The 20,392-nt window shown below is 60.7% G+C and carries 17 protein-coding genes; 10 read left to right on the top strand and 7 right to left on the bottom strand.

What is annotated here, in order from left to right; all coding sequences use genetic code 11:
• From AC56LG_RS13820 to AC56LG_RS13830, 3 genes are all read left to right on the top strand, one after another.
• The gene (locus AC56LG_RS13820) at positions 1-1,158 is read left to right on the top strand and encodes a serine hydrolase domain-containing protein (RefSeq protein WP_497166651.1); all 1,158 of its coding nucleotides are present in this window, start codon (positions 1-3) and stop codon (positions 1,156-1,158) included.
• Positions 1,159-1,242: 84 nt separating this feature from the next.
• The gene (locus AC56LG_RS13825) at positions 1,243-1,665 is read left to right on the top strand and encodes a DoxX family protein (protein ID WP_497166652.1); all 423 of its coding nucleotides are present in this window, start codon (positions 1,243-1,245) and stop codon (positions 1,663-1,665) included.
• Between the two features lie 34 nt (positions 1,666-1,699).
• Positions 1,700-2,446 (top strand): SDR family oxidoreductase, encoded by a 747-nt coding sequence (locus AC56LG_RS13830; RefSeq protein WP_497166653.1) that lies wholly within the window; start codon positions 1,700-1,702, stop codon positions 2,444-2,446.
• Between the two features lie 207 nt (positions 2,447-2,653).
• Here AC56LG_RS13830 and tssG read toward each other — a convergent pair whose 3' ends face one another.
• Genes tssG through tssE form a run of 3 tightly spaced genes read right to left on the bottom strand, consistent with a single transcriptional unit; the run spans position 2,654 to position 6,046 of the window.
• On the bottom strand, positions 2,654-3,739 hold the full coding sequence (tssG, locus tag AC56LG_RS13835; RefSeq protein ID WP_497166654.1) for a type VI secretion system baseplate subunit TssG: 1,086 nt from the start codon (positions 3,737-3,739) through the stop codon (positions 2,654-2,656).
• A complete protein-coding gene (tssF, locus tag AC56LG_RS13840) occupies positions 3,703-5,538 on the bottom strand; it encodes a type VI secretion system baseplate subunit TssF (RefSeq protein ID WP_497166655.1) in 1,836 nt (611 codons plus the stop codon). The genes tssG and tssF overlap by 37 nt, the downstream gene beginning before the upstream one ends.
• Positions 5,539-5,542: 4 nt before the next feature.
• Complete coding sequence (tssE, locus tag AC56LG_RS13845) at positions 5,543-6,046, bottom strand: type VI secretion system baseplate subunit TssE (RefSeq protein WP_497166656.1); 504 nt, start codon at positions 6,044-6,046, stop codon at positions 5,543-5,545.
• Between the two features lie 246 nt (positions 6,047-6,292).
• Between tssE and tssK the strand changes: the two genes are divergently transcribed.
• The 4 genes from tssK (at position 6,293) to AC56LG_RS13865 (ending at position 10,368) form a co-directional block, all read left to right on the top strand.
• Positions 6,293-7,600: a type VI secretion system baseplate subunit TssK gene (gene tssK, locus AC56LG_RS13850; protein ID WP_497166657.1), complete on the top strand. Its 1,308-nt coding sequence runs from the start codon at positions 6,293-6,295 to the stop codon at positions 7,598-7,600.
• Between the two features lie 102 nt (positions 7,601-7,702).
• A complete protein-coding gene (locus AC56LG_RS13855) occupies positions 7,703-7,966 on the top strand; it encodes a PAAR domain-containing protein (RefSeq protein ID WP_497166658.1) in 264 nt (87 codons plus the stop codon).
• A 42-nt stretch (positions 7,967-8,008) separates the two neighbouring features.
• Positions 8,009-9,361, top strand: coding sequence for a hypothetical protein (locus AC56LG_RS13860; protein WP_497166659.1), 1,353 nt, complete (start codon positions 8,009-8,011; stop codon positions 9,359-9,361).
• 77 nt (positions 9,362-9,438) lie between these two features.
• A complete protein-coding gene (locus AC56LG_RS13865) occupies positions 9,439-10,368 on the top strand; it encodes a formylglycine-generating enzyme family protein (RefSeq protein ID WP_497166660.1) in 930 nt (309 codons plus the stop codon).
• Positions 10,369-10,382: 14 nt separating this feature from the next.
• On the opposite strand, the gene AC56LG_RS13870 is transcribed toward AC56LG_RS13865, so the two are convergent.
• Genes AC56LG_RS13870 through AC56LG_RS13880 form a run of 3 tightly spaced genes read right to left on the bottom strand, consistent with a single transcriptional unit; the run spans position 10,383 to position 15,542 of the window.
• Entirely contained in the window at positions 10,383-12,584 is a 2,202-nt protein-coding gene (locus tag AC56LG_RS13870; protein ID WP_497166661.1) for a hypothetical protein, read from the bottom strand.
• 44 nt (positions 12,585-12,628) lie between these two features.
• Positions 12,629-14,638 (bottom strand): DUF2345 domain-containing protein, encoded by a 2,010-nt coding sequence (locus AC56LG_RS13875; protein ID WP_497166662.1) that lies wholly within the window; start codon positions 14,636-14,638, stop codon positions 12,629-12,631.
• Positions 14,541-15,542, bottom strand: a complete 1,002-nt coding sequence (locus AC56LG_RS13880; RefSeq protein WP_497166663.1) for a type VI secretion system Vgr family protein — start codon at positions 15,540-15,542, stop codon at positions 14,541-14,543. Before AC56LG_RS13880 ends, AC56LG_RS13875 begins: the two co-directional genes overlap by 98 nt.
• A 300-nt stretch (positions 15,543-15,842) precedes the next feature.
• Here AC56LG_RS13880 and AC56LG_RS13885 point away from each other — a divergent pair, with 300 nt between their 5' ends.
• The 3 genes from AC56LG_RS13885 to AC56LG_RS13895 all read left to right on the top strand — a co-directional run bounded on the left by AC56LG_RS13885 (position 15,843) and on the right by AC56LG_RS13895 (position 18,304).
• Positions 15,843-16,274, top strand: coding sequence for a hypothetical protein (locus AC56LG_RS13885; protein WP_497166664.1), 432 nt, complete (start codon positions 15,843-15,845; stop codon positions 16,272-16,274).
• A gap of 162 nt (positions 16,275-16,436) precedes the next feature.
• Positions 16,437-17,453 carry a hypothetical protein gene (locus AC56LG_RS13890; RefSeq protein WP_497166665.1) on the top strand — a complete coding sequence of 339 codons (1,017 nt, stop codon included), beginning with the start codon at positions 16,437-16,439 and terminating at the stop codon, positions 17,451-17,453.
• Positions 17,454-17,518: 65 nt separating this feature from the next.
• Complete coding sequence (locus AC56LG_RS13895; protein WP_497166666.1) at positions 17,519-18,304, top strand: hypothetical protein; 786 nt, start codon at positions 17,519-17,521, stop codon at positions 18,302-18,304.
• 114 nt (positions 18,305-18,418) lie between these two features.
• Here the strand turns inward: AC56LG_RS13895 and glmS are convergent, their stop codons facing one another.
• Positions 18,419-20,248, bottom strand: a complete 1,830-nt coding sequence (glmS, locus tag AC56LG_RS13900; RefSeq protein ID WP_497166667.1) for a glutamine--fructose-6-phosphate transaminase (isomerizing) — start codon at positions 20,246-20,248, stop codon at positions 18,419-18,421.
• Positions 20,249-20,392: the final 144 nt, after the last annotated feature.

Genomic DNA, 20,392 nt, shown 5'->3' on the forward strand with positions numbered 1-20,392 from the left:
ATGAAGGCGCTGCGCACGGTAGTCGGTATGCTGGCGGCGAGCCTGCTGGCGGGCTGCGTGTCGACATCGCCCAGGGTGCACGTGCCCGCCGATGCCGCGGTCGCGCGCCTGATGGCCGGTGCGCAGGTGCAGGGTCTGGCGCTGGCCGTCATCGAAGGCGGCCAGATCGTCAAGGTCGCCGCCTACGGCTGGCGCAATGCCGAACGGCGCCTGCCGCTGACGAGCGACAGCATCATGTACGGCGCTTCGCTGACCAAGACCGCGTTCGCCTACATGCTGCTGCAACTGGCCGACGAAGGCAAACTCGATCTCGACGCCTCGGTGGCAACGCTGCTGCCGCGCCCCTTGCCCGATTACCGTACGGGAGACCACGACTACGGCGACCTGGCGGCTGATCCGCGCTGGCGCGCCATCACCCCGCGCATCCTGCTGACCCACAGTGCCGGCTTCGCCAACTTCCGCTGGCTGGAACCGGACCGGCGCCTGCGCATCCACTTCGATCCCGGCACCCGCTACGCCTATTCCGGCGAGGGTTTCTATTTGCTGCAGCTGATCGTCGAACAGGGACTCGGGCTCGACGCCGGCGCAGAGATGCAGCGCCGCGTATTCGACCGTTTCGGCATGCGCCACACCAGCATGCGCTGGCGGCCCGACTTCGCCACCAACCTGGCCGACGGCTATGGCGCGGATGGCACGATGGAACCGCACGACGAGCGCAGCCGCGTCAGCGCCGCCGGCTCGATGGACACGACCATTGCCGACCAGGCGCGCCTGTGGGCCGGCATCATGCGCGGCGAAGGACTCTCCGCCCGTGCCCGCGCCGACCTGGTCCGGGCCCAATTGCCGATCCGCTCGCGCCACCAGTTTCCGACGCTGGCGCCGGAAGAGGGCACGCCGGTCGCTGGCCTGGCCGCGGGACTGGGCCTGGTGACTTTTCACGGTAATAACGGCAGCGGCTGGTTCAAGGGTGGCCACAACGACTGGACCGGGAACATGGTGCTGTGCCTGGAACAGGGACAGCGCTGCGTCGTGCTGCTGGCCAACGACGTGCGCGCCGAGCGCATCTATCCGCAGCTTGCGCATTTGGTACTCGGTGCGAGCAGCATGCCATGGCGCTGGGAATATGGCTGGTACGAGGCGTCCCAGTCGCCGCCCTGAGCCGTCCAACCGGCGCGCGGCCGTAGCGGCAAGCAGTCCATACTGAACACGCCCCTCAACCGGAGCCTTGCCATGCGAACCGACATGTCCATTTCCGATACTGCCAGCGCGCGCGACGACCTGGGACGGCTGGTCTTGCGCGTCACCCTCGCATTGTTGCTGCTCTTTCACGGCATATCTAAACTGTTCGGCGGCGTCGGTTTCATTACCGGCATGCTCGGCAAGATGGGTTTGCCGGAGGCGATCGGCTACCTGGTGTATGTGGGCGAAGTAGTGGCGCCGCTGCTGATCCTGGTCGGCGTGTGGACGCGCCTGGCCGCGCTGATCGTTGCCGGCAACATGGTGGTCGCCATCCTGCTGGTGCATACAAAGGAATTTTTCACGATGACGGAGACCGGCGGCTGGGCGCTCGAGCTGCAAGGGATGTATTTGTTTACTGCCATCGCGCTGGCCCTGCTCGGGGCGGGACGCTACAGCATCGGCGGGCGCGCCGCTAAGTGGAACTGAGTGGAACTGAACACGACACAGACAAGGAGGTCACATGGCGGAACAGGATAAAAAAGCGGCGATCGTCACCGGCGCCTCGCGCGGCATCGGGCGCGCGATCGCGCTGCGCCTGGCGCAGGATGGGTATGCGGTGGCAGTCAATTACGCCAGCCGCGCGGCGGACGCCGAGGACGTGGTGGCGCAGATCACGGCGGCCGGCGGACAAGCCATCGCACTGCAGGGCGACGTGGCGCAGGCCGCCGATTGCGCGCGCCTGTTCGAGGAAACAGCTAACCGGTTTGGCGGCGTCGACGTCGTCGTCAACAACGCCGGCGTGATCCAGCCCGGCACCACCATGCTGGCCGATACCGACGACGCCCTGTACGAACGCATCTTCGCGATCAACACGCGCGGCACGTTCAACATGCTGCGCCTGGCCGCCACCCGCCTGCGCCAGGGCGGGCGCATCGTCAATTTCTCGACCAGCGCCATTGGCCTCGCCATGCCCGGTTATGCCGTGTACGGGGCGGCCAAGGCGGCGATCGAAACCATGACCAACATTTTTGCCAAGGAAATGCGCGGCAAGGGCATCTCGGTGACCGCGGTGGCGCCGGGTCCCACTGCAACCGAGCTGTTTTTGGACGGCAAACCGGCGGACCTGGTGGAACGGCTGGCCAAGGCGGCGCCGCTCGAACGCCTCGGCACGCCGGAAGATATCGCCAATACGGTCGCCTTCCTGGTCGGGCCGCAGGGAGAGTGGGTGAATGGGCAGACGCTGCGCGTGAATGGCGGGATCGTGTGAGGGGGCGATCAAACACACGTTTACTGGTCTTGCCGCTCTTGCCGATATTGCCGACTCGGCCAAGTTACCGATATTGCTGACCTTGCCGGTCTTGCTGTTCCAGCCGATATTGCTGCTCCTGGAAGCGCCTGCTGGCATTAAAGATTGCAAAATTGCATCATATCCCAGCTTGTGCGCGTGTTCTAGCGCAATCTTTCGGCGCCTCGGCTACTCGATGCGTAAATCGTAGTGCACGTCGTTGCGATCGTGCCGTTGCGGACCGCTGACGAGGTACGTTCCCCATCCCAGGCGGCCGGCGTGGCGCTCGCCGGACAAGGTGGCGCCGCAGACGTCGGCCGCGCGCAATACCAGCTCGACCTCGTATTCGAGCGCCAGCCCGGTGAACATCGTCGTCAGGCTTTTGAGCGCACGCGCGGCCAGGCCGCCCGGCAAAAAGGCGTCGAAGCCGGCGCGGTCGAGCGGTCCCACCACCAGGCGCAGGCGCAGGTCGCGCTGCCAGACCCGTTCGCCGGCAATCGCGCAAGTGCCGAGGGTGGCGCTGGCGCAGCCGAGCGTGCTTTGCTGCGGCGGCGGCACCGGATACCAGGCGCCGACGAATTGTTCGATCCGCACCGGCTGGCCGAAATAGGCGGACAGCACGCGCGCCATCTGCACGCTCGAGACCGGCCGCTGGCGGATCGAAGCGGCGAAATAGCCGAGCGATTCGTCGAGCACGGCGCCGCTTTCCGGACGCGCCAGGCGCCGCCGCAGCGCCGGGTTGCCCAGGCCCGCCAGGCCCAGCAGCAGCGGCAGGAAGCCGTCCTTGCCGTCGAGTTCGTATTTCAGGTGCAAGCGGTACTTGCGCCAGGCGGCATAGAACAGCGCCAGCGAGCGGTTCGAAAACGTGTCGAGAAAGGCACGCGCCCCCTCGTCCTTGTCGGCATATTGCTGATCGGCGATGCGTTCCGTGTAATGCGGCGGCAGCACGCCATGCCCGCCCAGGAGCCCCATGAAGGTCGGCGTAATCCGAATCCATTTGAGTTGGGACGCCTGCAGCGCCGCGCCGAGCGACGCCACGGTCGGCTCGATCGTGCGCGGTTCCACCTGCACCGCTTCCAGTTGGCTGGCCGGAAAGCGCAGCGAGATCGAATTCTGGAAACGCAAAAAATTGGCGACCAGGCCTTGCTGGGGCGCGCCATGTTTGCGCAGCCAGATCTCCAGCATGCGCACCGCCTGGAAATACTCGAAGCGGTAAGGTTCGCGGAACAGGCGCTCGATTACAGCAGGCTCAAAGCGCCGCTTTGGGGTAGGCATGTGAATAATTCTTCTCCGCTTTTCGCCGACACGATCACCAGTTGCGTAAAACTGTTGGCGTGGACGTACAGGGCCAGGAAACGTTCGACGATGTGGGTAAATGCGTGGATGCCGCTGCCGATGAACGCTTCCTCGTCGATCGCGAGGCGCACCTGCACCCCGCGCACCAGGCAATTGAATGGGTTGCCGGCGAGCCAGGCGCTGGTGGCGCGCTGTTCGATGGCGTGGATGCCGCCGATCTGGCGCTGCGAGGAAGCCGAGCGCGGCAGGTCGTACAGCGCCAGCATCTCCCTGAACGCCTCGACGCCGCCGGCACTGATCGACAGGTGGTTCAAGGCCAGGTGCGAGATCAGGCGCCAGTGCGCGCTGCGCCCGCTGGTAAACCGCCAGGATTTACTGGGTTTGCGCAAGAAGTGGATCACGCGCACGTTCGAGCCGCCTTCCATGAACAGGTCGCCGCCGGCCTGGCCGTAACTGAGCAGGGCGGGCAGGTCGCGGTTCGAGCAGGTCAGTTCCAGGTTCAGCGTATCGGTTTCCACCGCGGCCGGATCGAAGTCGATGTCGACGATGGCGATTTGCGTTTCGAAACCGGGGCTGCGCTCGGCCAGCGTCTCGTCGCGCCGCATGGCCCAGTAATGGCCGTTCTGCTCGGCCGTTTGCGCATGCTGCAGCGAATAAAACGGGCGAAACTCCACCACGCTTTCCCCTTGCGGCGTCTGGCGCACCAGGTTCACCGAATCGATCGATTGCACCTCGAAGGCGAACGCGCGCCGGGCATCGGCCAGCACCGGATAGCTGGCCGTGGTATGGGTCAGGCGGATCGGCTCGCCGCGCTGGCGGAACAGGTTGATGACCGGCGTGCAGCCGAGCAGCAAGTTGTTGGTCGAGAGGGTGGCGAGCATGCGCGCCGTGTTCGAATCGCTGCGGATGCCCCCCAGGGCCAGGTGCAGGGTCACCGCTTTCGCGCCCGGCACGGCGCCGGCCAGCGCGGCCAGGTCGATATCGAAGAAATTGAATTTATCCGGAAAACAGAAGTATTCGGTGAGCAGGCGGTAAGCAACGTGCGAACGGGACGGAAAGTCGATCAGGGCATCGTCTTCGTCGAAGCCCGCCGGCCGCACCGGAATGGCCGGCAGCGCCACCCAGCGCCCGCTGCCGTCGGCTTCGACCCAGGCGGCCAGCGTGCGCATGAACAGGGCGTCGCGCAGGGCTGCGCAAAACGAGGGTTCGCCATCGATGAAGACGCGCAGCGCCGGCAAGTCGCTCCCTTTGATGCCTGCCTGCTCGGCAGTGAGCGTGATGCTGATGCCGGCGCTGGCGCCCGCCGGCGCACGCACCGCCTCGGGGGCGCGCAGGATGTCGCAAAAGGCGGCGCCGGCCAGCGCCAGCGCCAGCGGGGCGATCGTCACCGGATACACAGTGCGGAAGGTGCAGGGCGCGCCGCGCACCGGACGCGTGCTCAGCTGGGTGCCGCGCGCCACCGTGGCGGCTGCGCTTTGCTGGGCGCCGCTGACATCGAAGCGCGCGATCGAGCACGAGGGAAACGGCCGCAGGTAGTGCGGATAGAGCACGTCGAACAAGGCTTCCGTAAATTCCGGATAGTCGTCGTCGAGGCGCTTGGCGATGCGCGCATTGAGCAGGGCGAAGGATTCGATCATGCGTTCGGTATGCGGGTCTTCGCACACTTCTGCGCTGATCAACAGGCGGCCGGCGATCTTCGGATAGCGCTCGGCGAATTCGCGCAGGTTGCGGCGCAGGTAGCCCAGTTCGCTTTCGTAATACGGCAGTAACTGGTCCACGTCGTTATGCTCCCGCCGGCGCGGCGCGGCCGGCCTTGCCGATGCTGTAACTCAGGGTCGACGGCTGCAGCACCGCATCGAAGTTGACGGCTTCCTGCGAAGCGCTGGCAACCAGCACCCCGGTAATCGAAAAATCGAGCCGGTTGACGGCGCCTTCGCGCATTTCCAGCTGCGCTTTGACGTTGCGCAGGCGCGGCTCGTGGCGGGAAATCGTCTGCTCGATGCACATGCAGATAAAGGCGCGGTCCGACGGGCTCGACAGGGACAACTCGGCGAAATCCTGCATGCCGTAACTGACGACCGAGCGCTCGCATTCGGGCCAGTCGGTCAGGTAATCCGGCGGCAGCACGGCGCGGGTATTCAAAAGGGCTTCCAGATCGCGCGCCACTGCATCCTTCATGTCTTCGACCGACATGCGCGCCAGATTGCCATGGCTGTGTAGCGATAACCCGCCACGCAGCGATACCCCCAATAAACGGTCGAACAACCCTGGCGTAAACCCTTTCATCGGCGTCTCCTGTTGAGTGGCAACAAGCTCCGTAGTGTTACCGCGCATGGAGAGGCGAATGTTGAAAAAAGATAAGGAAGCGGCATCGCCCATGCTGGCGTTGTGCAAACCCGACGGTTGAGGAATGTCAAATCCCGACCATCAGGGGCAGTGCTACTGTTTCCGCTGGTAAAAGTTGCGCGCAACGAAAAATCACACACAGGGAAGACAGCCGATGACCAGCAAAGTACTCTGGGCGAGGGTTTATTGCTGCGCCCCCAGCATTTCCAGCGCCAGGACCAGTACCACGAGCATTGCCTGCAAAAGGGCATCAAGGCGGTACACCCGTATGCCTGGGGCGTGGAACGGTTGCAGGTCGACCGCGAAGCGCTGGCGAACAACGTGCTACGCATCCTCGACCTGGCGCTGCGCTTCCAGGACGGCGAACTGGTCGACGCACCGAACGTGGATGCGCTGCCCGACACGGTCGACCTCAGCCTGTTGGGGCAGGCGCAGCAAAGCGTGACCTTTTACGCGGCGCTGCCAGGACTAAAACCCTTCAGCGGCAATTTCGCGCCCCAGGGCCAGGCGGCGAACACGGCGCGCTTCATCCAGGCTAACCAGGAAACGGCGGACCTGTACACGCAGGCGGCGCCGGTGCAGCTGGCCTACCTGAAAAAATCGGTGCGCCTGGTGCTCGAATCGGACCCGCGCGACGCCTACATCCACTTCCCGCTGCTGCGCCTGCGCCGCGCCGCCGCCGGCGGTTTCGAAATCGACCCGAGTTTCGTGCCGCCCAGCCTGTCGATCGGCGCGGCGGTGCCGCTGTTCCAGCAATTGCGGCGCCTGCTCGACGCGCTGCAGGCCAAAGTCAGCGCCTTGTATGGCCACCACCGCGAGCCGAGCCGCAACGTCATCGAATTTCGCTCGGGCGACATGTCCTCGTTCTGGCTGCTGCACACGGCCAGCTCCGCCTACGCCACCCTGAGCCACCATTACCACCATCCGAACCTGCACCCGGAGCGCCTGTACGAACAACTGCTCGACGTCGCCGGCGGCCTGATGACCTTTTCCAAAAGCTGGACCCTGGCCGACCTGCCGCATTATCAACATGCCGACCCGGGCCCGAGTTTTACCAAGCTGCACACCATCATCCGCGAACTGCTCGATACCGTCATTTCGTCGAAATACTTTGCGATTGCCCTCAGCGAAGTGCGCCCCTCGTACCACATCGGCGCCCTCGACTCGGGCAAGATCGACGACAAGACGACGTTTTATATTGCCGTCTCCGCCGACATCCCGGCCGTGCAACTGGTCGACGTCGTGCCCCTGCGTTTCAAGGTCGGCGCCCCGGACGACGTCGAAAAATTCGTCCTGTCGGCGCTCCCCGGCGTGCGCCTGCAATACACCCCGCAACCGCCGGCCGCCCTCGCCGTGCGCCCCGACACCTGCTACTTCATGCTCGAATCGAAAGGGCAGATGTACGAACGCATGCTCAAGGCGCAATCGATTTCGCTGTACGTGCCGGCCGGGATGAAGGAACTTAAATTGGAACTGCTGGCAGTCGCGGCCTAGCGTATTTCGTAGGTGGGCACTTGTGCCCACGCGGATCCACCCCACCACCAACCCCACACGCAACAGCATTGTTTGCGCGACTGCCTCGCTTGGAGATACCCCATGTCCGGACCATTGATCCTGCTCGGCGACAAAACCTCCCATGGCGGCTCCGTCATCGAAGCCTCTCCCCACAGCGACAGCGGCGGCGTCCCCATCGCGCGCATGGGCGATAAAACCGTCTGCCCGAAACACGGACCGAACCCCATCGTCAGCGGCGATTCCACCTTGATCATCGACGGCAAGCCCGCCGCCCGCCACGGCGACAAGACCGCCTGCGGCGCTTCCCTGATCGCCAGCCAGCAAGCGACCATCGACAACCTTTAGATTGAAACGATGACTTCGACTACCGTAGCGCCAGCGCGGCCCATGCCCGGCTGGCTGAAAAACACCCTGTTCGCCGCCGGCATCCTGACCCTGTGCTGGGGCGGCGCCATCGTCTACTGGCGCACTTCCACCAACACCCCCGCCACGGGCGACCTGCTGCTGGTCCTGCTGGGCGCGCCGCTGGCCGTGCTGGCCGCCGTCTGGCTTGGCAGGAAAGTTGTCTTCGCCCGTCCCAAGGCTGCCCCCGCTGCTGCTGCCGTGGCTCCGGCCCAGGCGGCGGCCCCTGCGACCCCGTCCGCACCGCTGGCAATCCTGGCTACTTCCCTGCGCGCCCCGCACGGCGCTTCTGCCGAAGAACTGGCCGCGGCGATCGCCGCCAACCAAGCCCGTCCCGACCTCGACCCGGAACTGGTCGACGACGACGGTTTTCCCGTCACCAGCGCCCGTAGCGACCAAGCGGTGGATGAGGCGCTGCAGGAAGAATTCACGGAGTGGCTGACGCTGGCCGGCATGGCCGAATTGCAGCTGGGAGAAACGCACTGGCGCGCCTTGACGCTCGGCACGGCCGTGGTGCGCGACCTGGCGGGCGAAGCGCTGCTGCAATTGCTGCCCGAGGGCGGCACGCCGCCGCCCCTGCGCCTGCTGCCGCTCCTGCCGGCGAGCTGGACCGTCGAGCAGCGCCATGCGGCCGGACTCTGGTTCAAGCATACGGTGGCGCAATTTGGCTGGCCGGTCGAACACCTGACCCGGGCCGAGGTTGCGCGCGACGCCACCCTTGCCAGCGTCCTGGGCCAGTGTGTGGCGGACAGCCAGGCCGTGACCATGCTCGTTGCCTGTGATTCGCATATCGCGCAGGAGACAGTAGACGAATGGGCGGCCAACGAAACCTTGTTCAAATCGGAGCGGCTGCAAGGAGGAGTCCCAGGCGAAGGTGCTGCTGGGCTGCTCATCACGAGTTCGAAACATGCGCAATCACTGCAAAGGCGCTCCTTTGCATTGCTCGACCCTATGAGGGAAGTAGGTATGGCGTCGGTGAATGACAACAAACCTTTGGCTGCAGCGCCGCTCAGCAATCTGGCACGTCAGGCTTGTAGCGAGGCGAATGTCGAGCTGGGAAACGTCGGGATGATCGTTGCTGATACGGGATCGCGTATCAATCGTGTTGGCGAACTGATGGAGATGGCATCAAGTGCATTTCCGCATCTCGACACTACGGCCGATGTGGCCTGTGTTGGTATTAGCAGCGGTAATTGTGGCGTTGTATCTTGCGTGACCACGTTGGCGTTAGCCCAGTACCAGGCTGCCTCGCGTACCACGCCAGTGCTGTATGCAAGTAACGAAGAGGCCTACGTTCGCTATGTAGCGCTTATTCATCCAATGTCTTTACATACGTAACCACCATTATTTTTCTGCTCTCTTTGTCCTCGCAGTCGTAGCGATTGGTCCGTCTGTTGTCCTCTTTACTCTCAATCATGCACACTTCAAAAATTCTTGTTTTTTCGTTGCTGACCGGCTTGCATACTCTGGTGCTCCGTGGAGAAACAGCTTCCTCTACAGAGAAACCCAGCTTGGATGCGAGTGTGGAGGCACGCGTCAATAACCTGCTGACGAAAGTAAAAGCATCGCTCCGGCCATTAAAAGGAGGCACGTTTGAGATGGGTGACTGGGGTAACGAAGAAGGTATTCCTTATGACTTCGATGCGCATTCCCGGCCCGTGCACAAGGTAACACTGAACGGTTTTTCGATGATGGCTTACAAGGTTACATTCGAGGATTTTGACGTTTTTACGGATGCCACTGCCAATGAGCGCATTCTCATGCGTCCACGCGACCTGGAGGTTCGGGCACCGAAGCGACCTGCGGGAGTGAGCTGGTATGGGGCGAAAGCTTATTGCGGATGGCTAGCGAAGGTGACAAAACTCCCTTTTGATCTACCTACCGAGGCCCAATGGGAATACGCAGCCAGATCAGGTGGAAAAAAAGTTCTTTTTGCCACAGATAACGGCAAAATTGAAAGAGGAAGGAATTTTCCAGAAAAATGGCGACATGGCGAGAAAGAGCCCTCAATTCCTGATGTTGGAAGTTATCCTCCTAACCCAGCCGGGTTGTATGGCATGTCCGAAGATACAGGAGAATGGGTAAATGATTGGTTTAGTGAAGATTACTACAAAATCTCATCTAAAAATAATCCAAGCGGCCCTCCAAGCGGTACTGAAAAATTGATACGTGGAAGTGTAGGAGGCACCTCTGAGATCGCCGCTATGGTTTTCATGCGCGCTGGGAGATCACCTCAACCTTTGCAAACCATCTATCCAAATGGAATTAGAGGCGGGGAAGTCATGGTGCCGTTCCCCGGCTACTCGGGATACCGATCCGATAACTTCCGATGTATTGTTAACTAAATTATCAGCACGCTTCAAGCTACATTGTAAGCTGGATGATGCAAAGGGAACTGGGCCATTTTAAATTCTGGCTCATCGTTACGAAGAAATGCACGGCCAAACAGAGGCTTAGCTTGCGCCAACTCCGATGTACAGCGACTGATACAGTTAGCGAATTGGGTTCCATCAACGACTGAGTTTATTATCGCTACCCCTTGGTTACGACCTGACTCGCTTCCTAAGGCAATGTTAACACGATCCAAGGTATTGTTCAGGTGGCCACTTGATTGAGTAGTTGACAGTAATTCATTGATCGAAAAAGCAGCCAGCGTTTTCAATTCAAAATCGTTTGAGTAGGCAGGTTGGTTGATAACATTAGCAATACTGCTAATCAAGGCACCTCTGGACTCAGGTGGCATATAGGAAAACCAACCCCAACCGGACTGGAGCTGATCTTCAATTTTTCTTATCATTTCCTTTCCATCGTACTTTATCGCTTCAAGGGCATCTGTATATCTTTCTGAAATGGCACCGGCTGTCATGCCAATGAAATCTTTCATTTTCTTACCAGTTACAACGTGCAAATACAATATTTTATTAAAAATTATGAATGCTACCTCAGCCATTATGGCGGGCATTTTTCGGTAATCTACTTGCTTTAATTGATGTGCAATACACATGACAAACTGCCCAATCTGTTCGGCGCCAACCTCGCACGCCACACTTCCTGAGCCGCCGAGTCCGAGACAGGCTCCTGCCTTGGCCGCGATCACAAACCGTCCTCCACGATAAGTACATTCAAACCCTAGGGTCGCAGCGAGACCCTGAATCGCGCTGACGCCGGCGCTCACCTTGGCTACGTCCGCATAGACGGCAATTGTTTTATTCGGATCAGTTTTTTTCGGACCTGACGGATCGATGAATCCCTCTGGATTCAACCATTGCAGCGCACCAGCCAGGTCGACTGATTCTTTCAGTCCGACGAATATGTCTGCTTTACCCTTGACACCGGCTTTCGCTGTCGCGGCAGATCGGTGTCTTGGCGTACCGCGTACCCCTTGCGTGTGACCGGTAATCATGAGTGCCGCGCCTGCTTCCAGGGCAATGCTAGCACCTGCGATCGCCGAAAGCGTGAGGTCGCCACGCATGCGAAAAAATCCAAAATCCAGCGGCTGGCCACCAAGGTTACAGTCCAGATGCCAGCCGGCGGCGTGTGGTAAGTACAGTGTGGTATCGACTTTGGCTTCGCCGACGGCGAACGACGCCTCGGCATTGGCCTTGATACCGAACTGGGCCGCTTTCGCAGCACGTTTGAAACGTTGCGTCCAGGTCCTGTCTCGCGCATTAAAAAAGTCGCCTTGAAATGGCATGAAAGTGGCTTCTGCCCCGGCGCCCGCCGACCAACGCAAGAACTGGGCTTCTGCTTTCGTGTCGATTTTTCGATTCGGATTGTTGGGATCAGCGGCCTTGGCCCCGAATCTCCCTTCAAGGATCTCTTTCTGGCTTCGCTCCAGCCAGATAGAGGCATCTGCACCCATCACCTTCGCCCAATCCGTCAGAATGCCGCTGAAATTATCTGCATCTCTTGGAGCAAGCTTCCATTTCTTGCTGAATTTTGCCCTGTCCTGCACCTGATTCAGAATACGATTGCGGACCTCCGTCGTATTCAGCGAAATGCCGTTAAAAAGCTTCTGCTCGGAAGGTTTGTTTCTTTCAGCTGAGCCTTCTACCACATAAACGCGACGATCGGATAAAGCACTACGCAAGCGGTCGACGTTGACGTAGATTGGCGTACGGGTTCTTCCTTCTATCCGCTTCATTGTCAGCGGCACGAGTTCAATCAATTTGCTGGGATCGACTTCCTGACTGCCCAGCGCTTCCACCCTGGCCTTGGCCGCATCGCTTTTTTGCGACAGCGTGTCCAAGGCAGCGTCGAGATCCTTCCTTGCCTGGGCAATCGCCGCTTTTGCCGCGTTCGGTTGCTCGATCAGTTCTTGCAGAAGCAGCGACTTGGCTGTGACGTCGCAGTTGGCTTCTTGCAGCTCTTCGATGGCGGTTTTATTCTTAAAACCATCTTCGCGGCACATGAGCCACTCGTCAGGGTAAAGCGCGATGAAGGAGTTATCACCTGGCCGGTACACGAGAACACCTTCGGTCGACGTATGCGTCACCTCGACATAGGTTTCTCGTGGCGTCGTCGTCGGCGTGGATTTAACAGCAGTCAGTATTTCGCTCATGACTTCCTAATGATCTGATGGCGTTACAAAATTAACTGCCGAGGTCACTCATCGGTTGGCAAATGCAGGGTGAGGTCTTCCCGTTTCGCGGTGAAGATGCGCTGCGTGCGCCCTTGAGCATCGGTAATACCCTTCACGACGACACCGCTGGCCGATTTCAGCCAGTACTGAACGTGGGCCATCGGCTGCTTCGTTTCTTCGTTCATGACGACGAAGGCTTCGTTGTAGATTTCCTTCGCTTTCGGCAGGTCTGGCTTGCTGATGCTGCCATCGGCAGGGCCTGTCACTTCTTTCATCGACGCCTTGAAGTCGATCTTTCCTGGAGCATGGAGCATGATGTTTCCGTCCTCGAGCTTGAGGCAGGCATCTTGGGCAGTGAGCAAGACATGCTTTGCTGCTGCGATACGGACGTTCTTGTTCACACTGGCGACGGTCACTGTCTTGTCTGCTGTAAGGCGGGTGGTGCCGGACTGGCTCTGGCTGCTCAGCTTGCCGCTTGCCGCATGTAACTTGACGCCTGTTTCCTGATTGGGCTTGTCCTTATTGGCTTTACCGTAGGTGAACAAAGTGATTCCTTCCTTTACAGCGTGAGCACTGCTACCTGAAGCAACCAAGTTCACGTCCTGTCCAGCTGCAATGCTCGTTGTGCTCCCCGCGGCAAAAATGGCATCTGCCAATGTACTCATCACAATTCCAGCCGGGCTCGACAGTTGAAAGTGCGGTTGACTAAAGGCAGCAACGCTGCGCGGCGCACCGTCATGACTCACGTTCTTAAGGATGTCGATCGTTGTTCCGATTGCACTGATTGCCGGCAATTCGGCGGGCTGGCTGCTTTCCGTTTCCAGTACCGCGTTATGCTGCTTCGCCGTGCGTGCCATTGTGCTCTGTAGTTCCCTGCTTTCCTCGTTCTGGGCTTGCGCTTCGCGCGCGTCGAGTTGGTCGCCGTTGGCGCCGGCGTGCGCATCTGTCGACAACAGCAGGCCTTTACCGGCCCGTAGCGCAGCACTATGTGCCGTCTTCAGTTCAGCACCGAACCCGACAGGATGAAGACGCTGGTTATCGGTCTGGTGACGCAGACTCCCCAGGTTGAGTTCCGCAGTGCCCGCATGTGGCCGCATATGACTTTGCAAAGCCAGGCGCGACTGCGCTGCGCTGTCATCGAACACCAGCTGGTTATAGGCCCCGTTGCCGTTCTGGCTGGTGCTCATACCTTGCGTCTTGATGCCGGAAAGAACTGCTGGATGTGCATGTGCACCGGTTTCGCCAGGAAACCAGGAAGCGGCATTGCCGGTCGCAATGCCGGCGCCATACGCTACCGAACTGTGCTGTGCATTGCTGTTGCCCTTGCCGTTGTATAGGGCGCCGATGACGACTGGCCGATCAATATCGCCGTTCAAAAAATCGATCAAGACTTCAGTACCGACGCGGGGAATGGCAACGGCGCCCCAGTTTGCGCCAGCAATCGCCGCCATCGAACTTGCGACTCGCACCCAGGTACAGGAGCGGTCGTCGGCCGGAGCTCCTACTTGGGCGTTGGGAGCGGGATGATCCAGGCGGCTGTGGCTTTGATGGCTCGTGGTGCTATTGCGCTGCCAGTGAAATTGCACTTTGATGCGATGATCGCGATCCGTGTGGATTACCGCACCTGGTGGACCAACGACGATCGCTGTTTGTTGTCCTATCACCGTCGGTTTTGGGTGCAACAATGTTCCGTGGTCGTCGATGCCGCTGCTTCGGTAAGGGACCACATTACGGATCGCATCAATGCGATTGCGATAGAGAGGACGCTCGGCTATCGCGGTTCCAAGGTGCAGACCATCTTGCCGCTCATTCCCGAACCTGGGAACAGACTCTGGGCCAAGCGCCTGCGCAATTGCTGAACGCAATTCGGCACTGAGATTGTTATGCGCTGAATGCACCACGCGGGTGATGGCAAAAGTGCGCCCATCATTGGTTTCAGCCTGATCCAGATGTGCATGGCCGCGCAGGAGAAAGGTCGTGCCGGGTGCGAAGGTCCGTACAGTTCCGGCGCCGGTGTGCTGTTCTTTCGCCACCCAGGGCCTGCAAATGGTTGTCGGCGATGCGCTGTCCACGTGCGCGGGTTGGATAACCGTAAGCACCGGGCGTGTCGCGACTTGCCGGTTTCGATACACTGCGATCTGTACCAGTACTCGCCTCGACTGGACGATTGTTCATCGACCGATAATCCCAGCTGTCCATTCTAGTCGCCCCGACGACTGAGCGGGTTGTGATGCGCCAGCGGTCGAGGCTGTCTTCCCGCATAATGGCACCGGGCTGGGTAAAGCGAACTTCCGCCTGCGTATTCGGCCGAAATGCGCCGTTATGGTCAGCAATAACCAAGGTGTGGCTAGCTTGGTGTTCATTTGTGGCAGGGTTGTGCTCGAAATAATAGAACAGGCCTTCTTCATGCATCAGGCGTTCAGCAAAAGCATAATCCGACTCCTGATACTGGCAAGTCAACGAACGCGAAAGATAAATACTAAGGTCGGCAATGTCGTACCGCCACTTCGGCGCAAGCCTGCCTTTTCCCTGCAAGCTTTCAAAAACGCCATCGAGTATCTGGAAGACCGTCTTGTCCTGGAACATTCGACTGTCCCGGCCAAGCTGGAGAAATGCTGTCCATGGTTCGATGGTCACCGTATAGCGAGCGAAACCTCCATTAGCGCCGACGCATTTTGCAGAGGTAACGTAACCGTGAAACGGTCGCCATTTCATCCCGGCGTTGGCCGTCAGGAGTTCAAGCAAGGCTGGTTGGCCGAGCAGCGATTTCAGGGAAATATGCGCATCGGTAGAAAGCAGCGAGACATCGAAGCAAAAATTATTGCTCAGGCTTTCTTCGCCTCGCAGACACTCGACCAGCAGTTTGTCGGTTCCAAGTGGCGTAGCAATACGAAGCAGGCGGGTGTCCTGGGTAAAGCGTGGAAAAAGCTCGACCAATCGATGCTCCTGTCAGGTTGTACAACGCATCAGGAAAACGCAAATCGTGTTGCGTATCCCAGCCAAGGCCAGAAGAGTTTGGCCACAAAGGCGCATTGTTGTCCGCAAGACGGTGTTAATCGTTGAGAATCGGCAAGAGATAATAGGGTGTGGATTTCTCGCCTCATTTCACAGCCGTTATTCAGAAAAAGTAGAAATCGCTGTACGTCGCTTCCTACACTCCCTCAGTCTTCTCTCCTATTGGTGTGCCCCGATAATTGACTAACATCGAACCCATGGGTCAATTATCAGGAGTCGAACATGGCTGGAAATCAAGAAAACGAGATCGGTGCCGACAACAATGGCACGCATAACCCCGGTACGCGCGGGCCGGATTCACTGTCGGGCCGCTCCGATCCCGCCGATCCGGACAGCGGCCAGCGTCAGCAGGACGCCGGCCATTACACCGGCGCGCCGGAAGCGGACCAGGGCGAGCGTCCGGGCGGCATCGTCAGGGCGCCAGCGGAAAGCAATGTCGGGCCGGCCGGCGCCGCGCAGAGCAGCCGCGGCAGTGCGGGCGAGGGCGCGTCACAGGAAATGAGCGCGGCGGCCGGCGGCGGCCGGCCCGGTACCTCGGCCGCAGCCGATGACGAGGGCGCGAACGCATCCGTCGATGCCGGCGTGACCGGCACGGGCGTCGACGAACTGGCCGAGCAAACCCCGGACAAGCCCGGCGCTGCCGATTCGCGCTGAAAGTACAGGAATCGCCTGGACATGCCGCTGGAGACAGCGGCATTTTTTATGGACGCTTGGATCACTGTGACAATTCGATAGTCTTTTGGGCCAGGGCAACAGTTACCATGCGCCCTTACTCGGTAGCTCTGGGTCTATCAATAAAATATCCTGAAAGAAAACATGAACCAGCGTCTTCTCCCGCTCGCCCTGTGCTGCGCATTGTCCCTGTCCGCCTGCGGCGGCGGTGGCGGCAGTCCCGGCAACACCAACAATCCCGGCGCGCCCGCACCGGTATCGACCTTGTCCGTAATCACCGCGGCGAATGCCACCGACGTTGCCGCCGCTGCCTATGCGGGTACCACCGCGGTCAGCGAATCGTCGTCGGCCCTGAGCGCCATCCTGACCGGCGTCAGCGTCGGCGGCGCCAACATCAGCGTGGTGACGCCGGCCCTCGGCCTGGTCCGCAGCGCCTATCCGCGCGCGAAAGCGCAATTGCTGACCGGCGTGACCATGACCGAAGCCTGCAGCGGCGGCGGCAGCGTCACCCTCGAAGCCAATCTGCGCAACGAGCAGATGGCAAGCAACGGCGACACCATCACGCTGACGGCCAACAATTGCGTCGAAGATGGCGAGACCATGAACGGCAAGCTGTCGACCACATTGTCGAACGTCACGGGCGACGTGTTCAATTCGTGGAACTGGTCAGCGACCATGGACACCACGTTCACCAATTTCGGCGTCACCAGCGCGGGCGAAACGGTCAGCGTGAATGGCGACATGAAGATCGCACTGACGCAAACCAATTCCAGCACCAGTACGCTGGCCCTGTCCGGTAAAACCCTGGGCATGACCGTGCTGCGCAATGGCGTGACCCTGGGCACGATTACCCTGGCCGATTATTCGATGAACGGCAGCACCCGCAGCACGACCATCAGCAGCGCCGCCAGTTTCGCGATGTCGGGCAGCGCCAGCGACCTCGGCCAGTTCTCGTACACGGTAAAGAACCTGCAACCCTTCGTCAGCACGGGCGGCGCCATGCCGGCCAGCGGCTCGCTGATCGTCAACGGCAACGCCTCGTCGGTGACGCTCAGCGTTGCCTCGGCCAGCGGCGTGCGTCTCGACTTCAGCGCCAAGGGCGATGGCGCGATCACGCAAACGAATACGCTGAGCTGGATGGAATTCATGGCGGCGTTCTGACACGCGATTTGAATGTGTGTATGCGGTGCCGCTGCGACAGCGGCACCTTTGCAGGTGGATATTGAATGAACCCGTTATACAGTGCCGCCCTCGGCGCGGCTCTTTCCATGTCGCTGGTCCAACCTGCCAGCGCGCAATGGCAAGCGCAAGCCGGCGCCGGGATGCGCGCCGTCAGCCATACCGAAACCGACAACGCGGGGCGCCGCCTGGTGCGCGAATCGGGCTGGCTGCCGGGCCTCGCCCTGCAGGCCGATTACACGAGCGGCAAGCTCACCTGGTCTGGCGCACTCGACTGGTACCGGGGCGACATCGATTACCGTGGCCAGACGCAAGCGGGCGTCGCCGCCGCCTCGCGTACGGCGACCGGCCTGACGTCGCTGCGCGTCGGCGCCGCCTATGTCATCCAGAACGGCTATGCAGCCACAGCCGCCGTCGAAGCCGACCGTTGGAAGCGCGACATCCGCGGCACGGGCAACAAGGTCGGCTTGCAGGAGCGCTACCGCTCGGAGCGCTTGATCGTCGGTTTGCGTAAAGCCTGGCAACTGCCGGGTGCGCTGGCGGCGGCCGATGTCGCCGTTCTGTTCTCCACTCCGGAACGGATGCGCGTCGGCTTTTCCGGCGTCCTCGATCCGGTCGCGCTCAAGACGAAACCCGCGCGCGGCATCCGCATCGGCGCCCAGTACCGTCCGGCGTTCGCGCCGGCGCTGGAATTGCGCGCGGCCTTCGACTGGATCAAAGTCGGGCGCAGCGAGGAGGCGTCGGTGACGCGCGATGGGCAATTTGCCGGCAGCGTGGCGCAGCCGGAACATGTGCGGCAGGGATTGAGTGTGACGGTCTCGCGACTGTTCTGAGCTGAGACGCTAGCCCTGATGTGACAACGCGGCGGGTTCGGCCTGCCATCCTGGAAAAATCCATGGATGGAAGCCGGGCCCGCCGCGTGGTTTCCCTTGAGGGAATAAACCGCTTTATTCCACCGTCACCGATTTGGCCAGATTCCGCGGCTTGTCGACATCGGTCCCGCGCGCCAGCGCCGTGTGATACGCCAGCAATTGCAGCGCGCACACGTGCAGGATTGGCGACAGTTCTCCGTAGTGTTCCGGCAAACGGATCACGTGCAAGCCCTCTCCCGAGGTGATGCGCGAATCGACGTCGGCGAACACATATAATTGGCCGCCACGGGCGCGCACTTCCTGCATGTTCGATTTCAGTTTTTCCAGCAGCGCATCGTTGGGGGCGATGGTCACCACCGGCATCTCTTCGGTCACCAGCGCCAGCGGGCCGTGCTTCAGTTCACCGGCCGGGTAGGCTTCGGCGTGGATGTACGAAATTTCTTTCAGTTTCAATGCACCTTCCAGCGCGATCGGGTAGTGCATGCCGCGACCCAGGAACAGGGCGTTTTCCTTGCGGGCGAATTCCTCGGCCCAGGCGATGATCTGCGGTTCCAGCGCCAGCACCGAGGCGATCGCGACCGGCAGGTGGCGCATCTGCTTCAGGTGCTCGGCTTCTTCTTCGTCGCTCAGGCGGCCGTTGACTTGCGCCAGGGTCAAAGTCAGCAGGAACAGGGCGGCCAGCTGAGTGGTGAACGCCTTGGTGGAGGCGACGCCGACTTCGACGCCGGCGCGGGTGATGTAGGCCAGTTCGCATTCGCGCACCATGGCGCTGGTCGAGACGTTGCAGATCGTCAGGGTGTGCGGCATGCCCAGGCTGCGTGCGTGTTTCAGCGCGGCCAGGGTGTCGGCCGTCTCTCCCGATTGCGAGATGGTGACGACCAGGGTGTTCGGGTGCGGCACGCTGTCGCGATAGCGGTATTCGCTGGCGATCTCGACATTGACCGGCAGCTTGGCGACGCACTCGATCCAGTATTTGGCGGTCAGGCCCGCATAATAACTGGTGCCGCAAGCCAGGATCAGCACGCGGTCGATTTCCTTGAAGACTTTATAGGCGTTGTCGCCGAACAGTTCCGGCATGATGCCGGTTACGCCCTCGAGGGTGTCGCCGATGACGCGCGGCTGCTCGAAGATTTCCTTCTGCATGTAGTGGCGGTAGGGGCCGAGTTCGGCCGCGCCGGTGTGGGCGTGCACGGTCTTGACTTCGCGCTCGACCGGCTTGCCGTCGACGTCGACGATCCAGTAGCGCGCCAGTTGCAGGTCGACGACGTCTCCCTCTTCCAGGTAGATGATCTGGTTCGTGGTGCCGGCCAGCGCCATCGCGTCGGAAGCGACGAAATTCTCGCCTTCGCCGACGCCGAGGATCAGCGGCGAGCCCTGGCGCGCAGCAACGACGCGGTGCGGTTCTTCGCGCGCGAAAACGGCGATCGCATACGCGCCGTGCAGGCGTTTCACGGCTTGCTGCACGGTGTCGAACAGATCGCCGTTGTACATGTGCTCAACCAGGTGGGCGATGACTTCGGTGTCGGTCTGGCTGGTAAAGACGTAGCCAAGCTCGCTCAGTTCACGGCGCAGTTCGTCGTGGTTTTCGATGATGCCGTTGTGGACCAGCGCGATGCGCGCGTTGTCTTCGGCTGGCGAAAAGTGCGGGTGCGCATTGTGCGAAGCCGGGGCACCGTGGGTGGCCCAGCGGGTGTGGGCGATCCCCGTAAAACCTTGCAGGCCGCTGCCGGCGATTTGCGTTTCCAGGTCGGCTACGCGCGACGTGCTGCGCGAACGCGCCAGGCGGCCTTCGACGTGCAGGGCGACGCCGCAGGAATCGTAACCGCGGTATTCGAGGCGTTTCAGGCCCTCGATCAGGATAGGGGTGATGTTACGTTGAGCGACTGCGCCGACGATACCGCACATGGAAGACCTCGTTTATAAAAATTGAGCAATGGGCCGTATCGTAGGGCAACGCTCATGAAATATGCTTTCAGAATCGAGCCATTTTCGTTATAAAATTTCACCGAACATGAAAGATGAAATATTATTTCATTTATTAAAAAATAT

This window comes from Telluria sp. ZB2R32 (genome assembly GCF_059685715.1).